General features: G+C 55.4%; 9 protein-coding genes. 3 read left to right on the top strand and 6 right to left on the bottom strand.

The window, feature by feature from the left end; translation table 11 throughout:
• Positions 1–89 precede the first annotated feature (89 nt).
• Positions 90–647 carry a DcrB family lipoprotein gene (locus AC6I8R_RS01465; RefSeq protein WP_415173315.1) on the top strand — a complete coding sequence of 186 codons (558 nt, stop codon included), beginning with the start codon at positions 90–92 and terminating at the stop codon, positions 645–647.
• A 149-nt stretch (positions 648–796) separates the two neighbouring features.
• Here the strand turns inward: AC6I8R_RS01465 and glgP are convergent, their stop codons facing one another.
• The 5 genes from glgP to glgB form a co-directional block, all read right to left on the bottom strand.
• Entirely contained in the window at positions 797–3,244 is a 2,448-nt protein-coding gene (glgP, locus tag AC6I8R_RS01460) for a glycogen phosphorylase (protein WP_415173316.1), read from the bottom strand.
• A 21-nt stretch (positions 3,245–3,265) separates the two neighbouring features.
• The gene (gene glgA / locus AC6I8R_RS01455; RefSeq protein ID WP_021186271.1) at positions 3,266–4,699 is read right to left on the bottom strand and encodes a glycogen synthase GlgA; all 1,434 of its coding nucleotides are present in this window, start codon (positions 4,697–4,699) and stop codon (positions 3,266–3,268) included.
• Between the two features lie 61 nt (positions 4,700–4,760).
• A complete protein-coding gene (gene glgC, locus AC6I8R_RS01450) occupies positions 4,761–6,056 on the bottom strand; it encodes a glucose-1-phosphate adenylyltransferase (RefSeq protein WP_415173317.1) in 1,296 nt (431 codons plus the stop codon).
• 10 nt (positions 6,057–6,066) lie between these two features.
• The gene (glgX, locus tag AC6I8R_RS01445; RefSeq protein WP_415173318.1) at positions 6,067–8,046 is read right to left on the bottom strand and encodes a glycogen debranching protein GlgX; all 1,980 of its coding nucleotides are present in this window, start codon (positions 8,044–8,046) and stop codon (positions 6,067–6,069) included.
• On the bottom strand, positions 8,046–10,229 hold the full coding sequence (gene glgB / locus AC6I8R_RS01440) for a 1,4-alpha-glucan branching enzyme (protein WP_497831830.1): 2,184 nt from the start codon (positions 10,227–10,229) through the stop codon (positions 8,046–8,048). Before glgB ends, glgX begins: the two co-directional genes overlap by 1 nt.
• A gap of 109 nt (positions 10,230–10,338) precedes the next feature.
• Here glgB and AC6I8R_RS01435 point away from each other — a divergent pair, with 109 nt between their 5' ends.
• Positions 10,339–10,638: a hypothetical protein gene (locus AC6I8R_RS01435; protein ID WP_208724582.1), complete on the top strand. Its 300-nt coding sequence runs from the start codon at positions 10,339–10,341 to the stop codon at positions 10,636–10,638.
• Here AC6I8R_RS01435 and asd read toward each other — a convergent pair.
• Positions 10,582–11,691, bottom strand: a complete 1,110-nt coding sequence (gene asd / locus AC6I8R_RS01430; protein ID WP_021186267.1) for an aspartate-semialdehyde dehydrogenase — start codon at positions 11,689–11,691, stop codon at positions 10,582–10,584. The two genes, AC6I8R_RS01435 and asd, sit on opposite strands and share 57 nt — an antisense overlap.
• Before the next feature lie 221 nt (positions 11,692–11,912).
• Between asd and AC6I8R_RS01425 the strand changes: the two genes are divergently transcribed.
• On the top strand, positions 11,913–12,506 hold the full coding sequence (locus AC6I8R_RS01425; RefSeq protein ID WP_021186266.1) for a YhgN family NAAT transporter: 594 nt from the start codon (positions 11,913–11,915) through the stop codon (positions 12,504–12,506).
• Positions 12,507–12,717: the final 211 nt, after the last annotated feature.

Here is a 12,717-nt window from a genome sequence, read left to right as displayed (position 1 = left end):
GCTAAGATTTCCTGACAAACCGGCGGTTGCTTTTGACCGCCGATTCCGATTTGATAATCGCGGACTGGAATCTTGTTATAGGGAAAAGAATGCGTAACTTAGTGAAATATGCGGGCATTGGCCTGCTGGTGCTTGGCCTCGCGGCCTGTGACCAGAAAAAAGATGACGCGGCAGCGGCGGACAACGGCGCCACTGCCAGCCAGTCAACCCAGACGGTGAGTCTGCTGGATGGCAAACTGAGCTTTACCCTGCCTGCGGGGATGTCGGATAAGAGCGGCAAATTGGGTACAGAATCCGCCAACATGCATGTCTACGCCGATCAAACCGGTGCGCGCGCGATTATCGTGATTGCCGGTGACCCAACCAATGAAGCGCTGGATGCTCTCTCCCAGCGTCTGGAACAGCAGCAACGCAACCGCGATCCGCAGTTGCAGGTGGTATCGAACAAAGCGGTAACGCTGAGCGATCAACCGGCCCAGCAGCTGGATACGGTGATTTCTGCCAACCACCAGACCTCCTGGTCTTCGGTGATTCTGGCGAAGGTCGATGGCAAACTGCTGACCCTGCAAATTACCCTGCCAGCGGATAACCAGCAGCAGGCGCAGAGCGATGCCGACAGCATCGTGAAAAGCATCACGCTGAAATAACACGCGTAGCGGCGCGATTTATCGCGCGTCTTTTTGGCCGTAGTAACTTGAACGCGCAATAAATTGCGCCGCTACGATCATTTGCGCAATAAATTGCGCCGCTACAATCATTTGCGCGATGAATCGCGCCGCTACAAATTAACGTGTCGTTATAACCTCACTGGCGAAATATGCCAGATCTCATCGGCATATTCCTGAATGGTACGATCCGCCGAAAAATAGCCCATATTAGCGATATTCAGCGCCGCACGTCGTTGCCACTCATCCGGCTGACGATAGAGTTTGTCCACCTTATCCTGGGTATCCACGTAGCTGCGATAATCCGCCAGCAATTGATAGTGGTCGCCAAAGTTCACCAGCGCATCGAACAGGTTACGATAGCGACCTGGATCCTGCGGGCTAAACAGACCACTGGCAATCTGCGTCAGCGCCTGATGCAGCTCCTCATCCTCTTCGTAGTATTTACGGGGGTTGTAGCCATCTTTGCGCAACTGCTCGACCTGCGGCGTGGTGTTACCGAAGATAAAGATATTCTCCGCACCGACATGTTCGCGCATCTCGACGTTGGCCCCATCCAGCGTACCAATCGTTAACGCGCCGTTGAGCGCAAACTTCATATTACTGGTGCCGGAAGCCTCCGTACCTGCCGTGGAGATCTGCTCGGAGAGATCCGCCGCCGGAATAATGATCTGCGCCAGGCTAACCCCGTAGTTAGGGATAAACACCACCTTCAGCTTGTTTTTCACCTGCGGATCGTTGTTGATCACCTTCGCTACATCGTTGATCAGATGAATGATGTGCTTCGCCATGTAATAGGCGGAGGCCGCTTTACCGGCAAAAATATTCACCCGAGGTACCCAATCTGCATCGGGATCGGCCTTGATGCGGTTGTAGCGGGTGATAACGTGCAACACGTTCAGCAGCTGGCGTTTGTACTCATGAATGCGTTTGATTTGCACATCAAACAGCGCGTGCGGGTCCAGCACAATATCGAGGTTTTTTGCCACCCAATCTGCCAGGCGTTTTTTGTTGGCAAATTTGGCATCGGCGATCTGCTCAATAAACGCCGGGAAATCGATTTGCGGCGTCAGGTCGCTGAGTTGGCTAAGGTCGGTGCGCCAGTTGCGACCAATCGCCTCATCAAGTACTTCTGAAAGTGCCGGGTTAGCCAGAGCCAGCCAGCGGCGTGGTGTGACGCCATTGGTTTTATTACAGAAACGTCCCGGGAACAGACGAGAAAAATCGGCAAACAGCGACTGCACCATCAGGTTGGAGTGGAGTTCAGAAACGCCGTTAACCTTATGACTGACCACCACCGCCAGCCATGCCATACGGACCTTGCGGCCATTGTTCTCATCAATGATTGAGATACGTGACATCAGATCCCAGTCATCCGGATAGTATTCCTGAATGGTTTTCAGGAAATAATCATTAATTTCAAAGATGATGCTGAGATGGCGCGGCAGGATCTTGCCGATCATATCCACCGGCCAGGTTTCCAGCGCCTCGGTCATCAGCGTGTGGTTGGTGTAGGAGAACACCTGGCAGGCCACTTCAAACGCATCATCCCAGGAAAATTTCTGCTCATCCACAAGGATGCGCATCAATTCCGGAATGGCTAACACCGGGTGAGTGTCATTGAGGTGGATGGCAATTTTATCTGCCAAATTGTCCCATTTCTGATGCATCTGCCAGTGACGGTTCAGGATATCCTGTACCGTTGAGGAGACGAGAAAATACTCCTGGCGCAGACGTAGCTCGCGGCCAGAGTCGGTGGAGTCGTCTGGATAAAGCACACGCGACACGTTTTCCGAGTGGTTTTTATCTTCCACGGCGGCAAAGTAATCGCCCTGATTGAACTTACCCAGGTTGATTTCGTTACTGGCCTGCGCGCCCCACAACCGCAGCGTGTTGGTGGCATCGGTATCAAAACCGGGCACGATCTGATCATAAGCAATGGCCAGGATCTCTTCGGTTTCGATCCAGCGCACCCGGCTGCCTTCGTGTTGCAAACGGCCACCAAAACGCACTTTGTAGCGAGTGTTAAAACGCTGGAATTCCCACGGGTTGCCATATTCCAGCCAGTAATCCGGCGATTCGCGCTGCTGGCCATCGACAATATTCTGCTTGAACATACCGTAATCGTAACGGATGCCGTAGCCACGCCCCGGCAGGCCGAGGGTCGCCAGTGAATCGAGGAAACAGGCGGCGAGACGTCCCAGACCACCGTTGCCAAGGCCGGGATCGTTCTCTTCTTCCATCAGTTCGCTGAGATCCAGCCCCATCTCATCCAGCGCCTGATTGAGATCGTCGTAAATACCCATCGCCAGCAGCGCGTTGCCCAGGGTGCGGCCCATCAGGAATTCCATCGACAGGTAATACACCTGACGTACATCCTGCGACAATTGCGCCCGGCTGGAACGTAGCCAACGTTCCACCATGCGGTCGCGCACTGCCAGCAGCGCGGCATTGAGCCACTCGTGCTTATTGGCGATGGAAGGGTCTTTACCGATGGTAAACATCAGTTTATAGGCTATCGAGTGCTTCAGTGCATCAACCGTCAGGGTGGGTGAGGCATAGGTGAAAGGTGCGTTCATATCAAGTATCCCAATCTCTCATTACAGCAAACGTTGATAAAGATCGCGGTAGGCTTGTGCTGCCACCTGCCAACTAAAATCCATCCCCATCGCCTGACGCTGAACATAACGCCAGAGGGAAGGACGGGACCACAGTACAAAAGCGCGCCGAATCGCTCTGAGCAGCGACCAGGCATTACTGTCTTCAAAGCTGAAACCACTGGCGATACCATCTGCCAGGTTTTCCAGCGAACTGTCATTCACCGTATCCGCCAGACCGCCGGTACGACGTACCAGCGGCAGCGTGCCGTATTTCAGACCATAAAGTTGTGTCAGGCCGCACGGTTCAAAGCGGCTGGGCACCAGAATCACATCCGCGCCGCCGACAATGCGGTGCGAGAAAGCCTCGTGATAGCCAATCTGCACGCCAACGCTGCCGGGGTGCTCGGCCGCCGCCGCCAGAAATCCCTGCTGTAATTCGGCATCTCCCTGCCCCAACAATACCAACTGGCCGCCCTGCGCCAGTAAACCGGGCAGCGCTTCCAGCACCAAATCCAGACCTTTCTGCCGGGTTAAGCGGCTGATTACGCAAAACACCGGTACTTTGTCATCGACCTTCAAGCCCATGGCAATTTGCAGCTGACGTTTGTTCTCCGCCTTGCTCTCCAGCGTGTCCCTGTCGTAACGCGCGGTCAGCAGCAGGTCATGCGTCGGGTCCCAGATCGCCGGATCAACACCGTTCAACACGCCACTTAACCGTCCTTCACGCAGACGCTGCGCCAGCAGCGCTTCCATACCATAGCCAAACTCCGGGCGGGTGATCTCCAGCGCGTAAGTCGGGCTGACCGCCGTAATATGATCTGCATAAAACAGGCCAGCTTTGAGATAAGAAATTTGCCCATAAAACTCCAGGCCATGCATGTTGAAGAATGATCGCGGTAACTGGATCTCCTCCATATGGCGCGCCGAAAACAGCCCCTGATACGCCAGATTATGCACGGTAAACACCGATTTCGCCGGACGGCCTCGCGCCTCCAGATAGGCGCAGGTTAACCCGGCATGCCAGTCATGCGCATGCACGATATCTGGCCGCCAGAAGGTGTCCAGTCCACAGGCGATTTCACAGCCCATCCAGCCGAGCAGCGCAAAGCGCAGATAGTTATCGACGTAGGCAAACTGTGATTCATCGTGGTACGGGCTTCCCGGACGTTCATACAATCCCGGTGCATCAATTAAATAAATGCCAACACCGTTGAAATGTCCAAAAAGTAAGCGAACAAACCCAGCAAAGGTTGGCAGCTCCGCCACCACTTCCGTATCCGGAATCCCTCTACGCAGGTCAGGATACGCGGGAAGTAAGACCCGCGTATCCGTACCACCGGCAATTTGTGCCTGCGGTAAAGCGCCGACAACATCAGCCAACCCGCCGGTTTTCAACAACGGGAAAAGTTCTGAACAGACATGTAAAACCTGCATCCTGGACCCCTTTTGTGATATCGCTCGCGTTCCACGCGTCGATTGTCTGTGTGCTTTTTCGTCACCGGCCGACGGCACCCGCCAGTTTGGCTAACATGGCGCGCGTCACCAGCACGATGCCCTCTTCTGAACGGTAAAAACGGCGGCTGTCTTCATCGGGATTTTCGCCAATCACAATGCCTTCCGGCAGCACGCAGGCGCGGTCAATCACGCAGCGGCGCAGACGGCAGGAGCGGCCAATCACCACATCGGGCAGTAGTACCGAAGAATCGATGTTGCAAAAAGAGTTCACACGTACGCGCGGGAACAGTACCGAGTTCACCACCACGGAGCCGGAGATAATGCACCCGCCAGAAACCAGCGAGTTCATCGTCATACCGTGGCTACCGGAACGATCCTGCACAAACTTCGCCGGTGGTAGCGGCTCCATATGGGTACGAATCGGCCAGGCGTGGTCATACATGTCCAGTTCCGGTGTGACGGAGGCCAAATCCAGATTGGCGCGCCAGTAGGCTTCGAGCGTTCCGACATCGCGCCAGTAGGGTTCGGCAGCTTCGTCGCTTTGCACGCAGGACAGGGTGAAGGAGTGCGCGTAGGCGTCGCCGCTGGCCACAATTTTCGGCAGCAAATCTTTACCGAAATCGTGATTGGACTCAGGTATCTGGGCGTCTTCTTCCAGCAGCTGGTAGAGATAATCGGCGTTAAAGACATAAATCCCCATGCTGGCCAGCGCCTTGCTGTCATCGCCGGGCATTGCGGGGGGAACAGGCGGTTTTTCTACAAAATCGACCACGTTGTTCTCGGTATCCACCGCCATCACGCCAAAGGCTGTGGCTTCCTCCAACGGCACCGGCAAGCAGGCGATGGTGCATTTGGCACCACGATCGACGTGATCCAGCAGCATGCGCGAATAATCCATTTTGTAGATATGATCCCCGGCGAGGATCACGATGTACTGGGCGTTATACCGACGAATGATGTCGAGGTTTTGCGTTACCGCATCCGCCGTCCCACGATACCAGTGCTCAGTGGAGAAGCGCTGTTGTGCGGGCAACAGATCAACAAACTCGTTCATCTCTTCGTTGAAAATCGACCAGCCGCGCTGGATATGCTGCACCAGCGTGTGTGACTGATATTGCGTGATCACGCCAATGCGCCGGATGCCCGAGTTGAGGCAATTGGAGAGCGCAAAGTCGATGATGCGGAACTTCCCACCAAAGTGCACCGCCGGTTTGGCGCGTTTGGCGGTCAGGTCTTTCAGGCGTGTGCCGCGTCCTCCGGCGAGGATCAGCGCCACCGTCTGCGTAGGAAGCTGGCGTGCCAGCATCAGATGATCTGTTCTATCTAAATTCACCATGTCTGACTCCTTATGATTGTTTCAGGAACACACACACACCGTGTGCGGGCCCGTGCCAGACAGTTGTCAAAATGGGGTTATCTTCCCCGGCGAAAGGAGGAATGGCACGCCACTCTCCGTCTGGTAAGGCGAGGTCACTCACCGCATCCGTGGCGTTAATTGTTATTAACCAGCGGCCGGAGAGCAGGATCTGCATTCTGTGCGTCCCCTGTTCCCACTCCTCATTCCCCAGTGGTTTGCCGCTGGCATTGAACCACCGTACGTTGCCATCGCCCTCCTGCCACCAGCGATCTGCCGTGAGCGCGGGAATGCGCTTACGCAGATGAATTAACGCGGCAGTGAAGTCGACCAGTCCAGAATCATCCTGTTGCCAGTCCAGCCAGGTCAGCGGGTTGTCCTGACAATACGCATTGTTGTTGCCATGCTGGCTGTGACCACGTTCATCACCCGCCAACAGCATCGGCGTACCCTGCGCCAGCAGCAACGTCGCGAGCAGCGCATGCACGCTGAGCCGCCGTCGCTCGACAACATCGAAACTGACATGCAGCCCTTCATGACCGTGGTTATCGCTGAAGTTGTTGTTGCTGCCGTCGCGATTGTCTTCGCCGTTAGCCTGATTGTGTTTATGGTTGAAGCTCACCACATCGCGCAGCGTAAAACCGTCGTGTGCGGTGATCAGATTGATACTGGCGTGCGGCAGACGTGGCGCACGCTGAAAAACATCGCTGGAGGCGGCAAAGCGTCGGGCAAAATCACCGTTGCTCAGCCCGCCGTGTAACCAGAAGCACCGCGTTGCATCGCGAAAGTGGTCGTTCCACTCGGCAAAGGTTGGCGGATAGTTACCGACCTGATAGCCGCCGGGACCGACATCCCAGGGTTCGGCGATCAGTTTCACTTTTGACAAAATCGGACAGGCTTTGATGGCAGCGAAGAGCGGCGCATCCTGGCGGAAATCCGGCGTACGCCCCAACACCGAGGCAAGGTCGAAACGAAAGCCATCAATATGGCAATCGCGCACCCAGTGGCGCAGCCCTTCCAACACCCATTCCATCACCTGAGCATCACTGAGATTCAGCGTATTGCCGCAGCCGGTCCAGTTATGGTATTCGCCCTGCGCGTTAAGCCAGTAATAACTGGCGTTATCAATGCCGCGCATCGCGATCACCGGGCCAAGCTCATCCAGTTCGGCGGTGTGGTTAAACACCACATCAAGAATCACCTCAATACCCGCCGCATGCAGCCTTTTTACCGCCTGCTGAAACTCCTGCAACGGCGTCAAACCGTCTTCGCCGGAGGCGTAACGGGGATCGACCGCCCAGAGTGCCACCGGGTTGTAGCCCCAGTAATTGCTGAGTCCCAACCGCAGTAAACGCGGCTCGCTGGCAAAATGGGCAATCGGCAGCAGCTCCAGCGCCGTGATACCAAGATGGCGCAGATACTTCACCATAACAGGATGACCCAGTGCCGCATAAGTCCCGCGTAGTCTTTCCGGAATTTCCGGATGTAACTGAGTCAGCCCACGGACATGCGCTTCATAAATCACCGTTTTCCCCCAGGGGGTGCGCAACGGCGTGTCTTCATCCCAGTCAAAATCTTCGGCGATGACCAGTGATTTGGGCGCAATGCCAGCATTATCCTGCTTGTCCGGCAGGGTCGTGCCGTTGAAAAAGCGCGGATCGTCCGGCACATCACCAACCACCGCTCTGGCGCAGGGATCAATCAGCAATTTCTTCGGATTAAAACGATGCCCCTCAGCAGGCGACCACGGGCCATGCACGCGGTAGCCATAGCGTTGACCCGGTTTCAGCCCAGGAAAGTAGCCGTGCCAGATATCGCCACTGCGTTGTGGCAGCGGGAAGCGACGCTCAACGCCGTGCTGATCAAACAGGCACAGCTCCACTTTTTCCGCATGGCGGGAAAACAGCGTGAAGTTGACACCATGACCATCGTAATTCGCGCCCAGCGGTGCGGGCTGCCCGCTCTCCAGCATTATTCTCCCTCCCGCACCAACCAGACTGTCGCCAGCGGCGGCAGGGATAGACTGAGGGATTGTCCCCGACCGTGGCTCGGGATGTCGTCAGTGTGTACCTGATGATTACGCACATCGCTACCGTGGTAGTCATGCTGGTCGGTATTGAGTACTTCTTGCCAGCGACCAGCCTGATTGACGCCAAAGCGGTAATGGGGACGTGGTACCGGCGTAAAATTGCTGACCACAATCACCTCATTGCCGTCACGATCGCGCCGCACGAAGGCAAACACCGAGTTTTCATGGTCGTCGACCACCAGCCACTCGAACCCCTGCGGGTCGAAATCCAGCTGATACAGCGGCGAATAGTGGCGATAGGTATGGTTAAGATCGCGTACCAGCCGCTGCACGCCGTGGTGCCAGTTATCCGCCCCTTCCAGCAGATGCCAGTCGAGGCTGGTGTCGTGGTTCCACTCTTTGCCCTGGGCAAATTCACCGCCCATAAACAGCAGCTTCTTGCCCGGGAAGGCCCACATCCAGCCGTAATAGGCGCGCAGGTTAGCGAATTTCTGCCACGGATCACCCGGCATGCGATCGAGAATCGAACGTTTACCGTGTACCACTTCATCATGCGACAGCGGCAGCACGAAGTTTTCCGTGTAGTTGTAGAGCATGCCGAAGGTCATCAACTGGTGATGGTAGCGGCGATGCACCGGGTCGTGTTTCATGTAATCCAGCGTGTCGTGCATCCAACCGAGGTTCCACTTAAACCAGAAACCAAGACCACCCGCTTCCGGTGGACGTGAGACGCCGGGATAGTCAGTGGACTCTTCGGCTATCGTGACAGCGCCCGGCGCTGCTCGCCCCAGGGTGCGGTTGGTATAACGCAGGAAGGAGATGGCCTCCAGATTATCGCGGCCTCCATATTGGTTAGGTATCCACTCACCTTCAGCCCGGCTGTAATCGCGGTAAATCATCGACGCCACCGCATCCACACGCAGCCCATCGATACCAAAGCGCTCCAGCCAGTACAGCGCATTGCCGGAGAGGTAATTACTCACTTCGCGGCGACCAAAGTTGTAGATCAGCGTGTTCCAGTCCTGATGGTAGCCTTCGCGCGGGTCGCTGTGTTCATACAGCTCGGTGCCATCAAACTTCGCCAGCCCAAAATCATCGCTGGGAAAATGGCCCGGTACCCAATCCAGCAGCACGTTGATGCCCGCAGCATGCGCACTGGCGATGAACTCCCGGAACTCATCGCGGGTGCCAAAGCGGCGAGTCGGCGCATACATGCCGAGTGGCTGATAACCCCAGCTACCGTCAAACGGGTGTTCATTAATCGGCAGCAGTTCAATATGGGTGAACCCCATCTCTTTGACATACGGGACCAACTGCTCCGACAGCTCCTTGTAGCTGAGCCAGAAGTTGTTCTCGGTATGCCGCCGCCAGGAACCCAGATGCACTTCGTAAATGGAAATCGGCGCATCGAAGGCATTCGCGACTTTGCGCTGCGCCGTCATCTCGGTTTTTGGCGGCAGGCCGCAGATCATCGACGCCGTTTGCGGGCGCATCTGCGCTTCAAAGGCAAAGGGATCGGCTTTGATACGCAGTTGGCCGAAGGCATCGATGATTTCGAATTTGTAGAGCTGGCCGTTGAACGCACCGGGGACAAACAGCTCCCAGATACCCAGTTCACGGCGGAAACGCATCGGATGGCGGCGTCCATCCCAATAGTTAAATTCTCCCACCACCGACACGCGCCGCGCATTGGGTGCCCAGACGGAAAAACGCGTACCGCTGACACCATCAAGGGTGGTGCCGTGTGCCCCCAGGGTTTCATACGGACGTAAATGGGTGCCTTCAGCCAGCAACCAGGCATCCATCTCTTGCAGCAATGGCCCGAAACGGTAGGCATCATCAATCAGATTCTGCTGGCCGTGCCAGTTCACCGCCAGTTGGTAGCGAAACAGATTTTTTCGGCGCGGGATGACGCCACTGAAGAAGCCGCGTGAGTCAAAACACTCCAGCTGAGCGCATTTACGCCCGGTGTTGGTTTCTATCACCCACACCTCTGACGCGTCGGGCAACAAGGCCCGGACTTCCAGACCTTGCTCAGTCTGGTGCATTCCCAGCAGGGAAAAAGGATCGGAATAATTACCCGCAAACAGGGCATTGATCGCCTGGCGATCGGGAAGCTCTGACATGATTTCTTCCTGTGACATTTGGCAGGCGAACTGCGTCAGACGTGAAAGCCTTATCAGATGCGCTGCTCTTCATTGAGCCATGAGTACACAGCAAGGAAGGAGACCGTCCGTGGAAAAAATCTTTGCTATGTACAACAACCATTCAGTACGGAAAGCAAAACAACCAACTACCGGCACATCATTGTTAAATCATAGCTTGGGGCTGGCAGAAGCCAGGGAGGATCGCAAAAAATTATTTTCGGGAGAGCAAAAAAGGGAAGCCGATCACTTGTCAGGCGAAATTTTGGTTAAGTGTTGCAGCCTGAAATGCAAAAAAGGCCGGGAAAATCCCGGCCATGTTTTAACGTTACGCTTAATCCACCAGCAGACGCAACATACGACGCAGCGGTTCTGCCGCGCCCCACAATAACTGGTCGCCGACGGTGAAGGCCGAGAGGTACTCCGGCCCCATATTCAGTTTGCGCAGACGCCCTACCGGCGTCGTGAGCGTGCCGGTTACCGCCGCCGGTGTCAGTTCACGCATGGTGATTTCACGGTCGTTCGGCACCACTTTGACCCACTCGTTGTGGGCAGCCAGCAGTTGTTCAATCTCTGCCAGCGGCACATCTTTTTTCAGTTTCAGCGTAAATGCCTGGCTGTGGCAGCGCAGCGCACCGACGCGTACGCACAGGCCATCAACCGGGATGACTTTCTGCGTGCCGAGGATTTTGTTGGTTTCTGCCTGGCCTTTCCACTCTTCGCGGCTCTGGCCGTTTTCCAGTTGTTTGTCGATCCACGGAATCAGGCTGCCCGCCAGTGGCACACCGAAGTTATCGGTTGGCAACGTGCCTGAACGGGTGAAGTCAGTCACGCTACGTTCGATGTCGAGGATGGCAGAAGCCGGATCCTGCAACGATTTCGCCACATGATCATGCAGCATGCCCATCTGCGTCAGCAGCTCGCGCATATGACGCGCACCGCCTCCTGACGCCGCCTGATAAGTGGCCACGGAGGTCCACTCCACCAGATCGTTAGCAAACAGGCCACCGAGTGACATCAGCATCAGGCTGACGGTGCAGTTACCGCCGACAAAGGTTTTGATGCCGCTGTCGAGGCCCTGACGAATCACCTGATGGTTGACCGGATCAAGAATAATGATGGCGTCATCTTTCATGCGCAGCGTGGAAGCAGCGTCAATCCAGTAACCCTGCCAGCCGCTGGCGCGCAGCTTCGGATAGACTTCACTGGTGTAATCGCCGCCCTGGCAGGTGATAATGATGTCGAGCGCCTTCAGCGCATCAATATCAAAAGCATCCTGAAGCGCACCGGTCGACTTACTACCGAAGGTCGGTGCAGCCTGGCCAAGTTGCGAAGTGGAGAAGAAGACCGGATTGATCACATCAAAATCACGTTCTTCGCTCATGCGGGACATCAGCACGGAGCCGACCATACCACGCCAACCAATAAAACCTACATTCTTCATTTTCTGTCCGTCTCGGGCGCTTCTTCAGAGGCCCTGTCTGGTGCGAGGGAAAAAACCAACCGGATTAACCTGCTGGTCTGCGTAATAATCAGGTTTACCTATGACCTTCAACTCTACAAAATGCTGCACTTCTGGCAAGTGAATTAATTCGATTGCGCTAACTTTTTCAGCAGCGCAACTAATAACGGCGTATAACGCCGCAAAGGGATGGTTTAACACAAATGACTGAAATGATTTCCGCCACCATATTATTGCTGCTGATTATGGACCCGTTGGGTAACCTACCGATATTTATGTCGGTTTTGAAGCATCTGGAACCCAAACGCCGTCGCGTGGTGCTCATCCGGGAAATGTTGATTGCGCTGGTGTTAATGCTGCTTTTTTTATTCGCCGGTGAACGCATTCTGGCATTTCTCAATCTGCGCACCGAGACGGTGTCGATTTCCGGCGGCATCATTTTGTTCCTGATCGCGATCCGCATGATTTTCCCGTCGACAGAGAGCAGCAGCACCGGTTTACCCGCCGGGGAAGAACCCTTCCTGGTGCCGCTGGCGATCCCGCTGGTGGCCGGACCGTCGCTGTTGGCAACCCTGATGCTGCTGTCGCATCAGTACCCAAATCAAATGACATATCTGGTCGGCGCGCTGTTGATCGCCTGGGGCGTGACAGTGGTGATTTTGTTGTTGTCCGGCTTGTTCTTGCGCCTGTTGGGCGATAAAGGTGTCAACGCGCTGGAACGTCTGATGGGGTTGATTTTGATTATGCTGGCTACGCAGATGTTTCTGGATGGGATTCGCGCTTACCTGAAGATTTAACGTAGCGGCGCAATTTATCGCGCGGTTCGGTGCGCGATGCAGGAAAAACCTTGCGCGATAAATCGCGCCGCTTGTATCTTGAAGTTGTAACTGGTTAGCTACCCGTTACACGAAACGGAGGCAGCTTGTCGCGCCGCTTAAGACTCGATCTTGTGTCGTAGCTTAAAGCCCTCCGTTTCTCCTTTCACGCCAGCATCTACTCTGAACGGTA

This window comes from Pantoea sp. X-Soil-OKNW-713, from assembly GCF_059730685.1.
The sequence above is the reverse complement of the archived record's forward strand: the minus strand, read 5'-3'. Positions and strand labels throughout refer to the sequence as shown.